Raw genomic sequence first — 1,214 nt, 5'->3', positions numbered from 1 at the left:
GTGATGACCACCCGCAAAGTCCCCGTGAACATCGAACTGCAGGGCCAACTGACGCTCGGCATGACCGTCGCCGATTTCCGCGCCCCGGCACCGGAGGACTGCCACACGTCTGTTGCTGTGGACCTCGATCACGCGAAGTTCTGGAACCTCGTCACAGACGCCCTGGTGCGCATCGGCGACGTGGACCCGTCCGCCGCCGTCAGCATCGGCGCAGGAAACGGAGCCAACTCATGAGCACTCTGACTTACGAATCCAAGACAACGGGACGAAGCGTCGCTGCACTCACGGCGGCCCTGTTGACGGCCTGCATTGCCTTCCAGCTCAACGCATCGATGCTCAGCCCCGCCCTGGTCACGATGGGCAACGAACTCCACACCGATCAGGCCGTGATCGGCCTGTCCCAGACCTGGTTCTTCACCGCGGCAGCACTGTTTTCCCTCTTCCTGCCGCGCCTGAGCGACATTGTGGGGCGCAAGAAGATCCTGCTGGGCATGATGTTGATGATGGCTGTCGGCTCGGTGATCGCGGCCATGGCTCCCGATATCACCTGGCTCTTCGTCGGACGCATCATCCAGGGCGTCAGCGGCCCCACGGTCCCGCTGTGCCTGATCATGCTGCGCTCCGCCGTCAGTGACCCGCGGAAGTACGGTGCCCTCATGGGCCTCATCACCGCCGTCAACGGCGGGGTTGCCGGCGTCGACTCCTTTGTCGGCGGTTACTTCGCCGAGCATTATGGATTCCGCAGCATCTTCTGGCTCATGGTGGTGCTGGCCGTCGTGGCGGCGGGCCTGGTCGCCGTTCTGGCCGGTGAGAGCAAGCCGGCGGTGGGCACCAAGATGGACTGGCCCGGCGTCTTCTTCATCGTGATCGCGGTCGGCGCCCTGCTCACAGCCCTCAACGAGGCCTCCAAACTGGTCAGCGGATTCTCCCCCGGCACCCTCGCACTGGCGACTGCCCTCATCGCCGTTGCAGTGATCGCCTTCTTCGGGTTCTGGACGGTGGAAAAGCGCTCCCGGCAGCCCATGGTGGAGACCGCCCACCTGCGCCAGCGCTCCACTTGGGCGCCGTTGCTGACCACAATCCTGACCATGACCGGCGTCTTCGCGGTCATCAACGGGATCGTTCCCGCCTACGTGCAGGCCACGGCTCCCGGCTTCGGCGTGGGACCGACCGAAATGTCACTCATCATCCTGACTCCCTACGCCCTCCTGGGC

Annotated in this window: 1 protein-coding gene and 1 pseudogene; both read left to right on the top strand. The window is 64.7% G+C overall.

Annotation, left to right across the window (positions count from 1 at the left end):
* Window positions 1-234: pseudogene (rihB, locus tag LQV45_RS33885) on the top strand (ribonucleoside hydrolase); the annotation flags it as partial.
* On the top strand, window positions 231-1,214 hold a 984-nt coding region (locus LQV45_RS33880), incomplete at its 3' end, for an MFS transporter (protein ID WP_230012215.1). The pseudogene rihB and the gene LQV45_RS33880, both read left to right, overlap by 4 nt.

The sequence above is a fragment of the Microbacterium sp. Bi128 genome, assembly GCF_918698205.1.
Note: the sequence above shows the minus strand (reverse complement) of the source record. Positions and strands in the feature narration are given on the sequence as shown.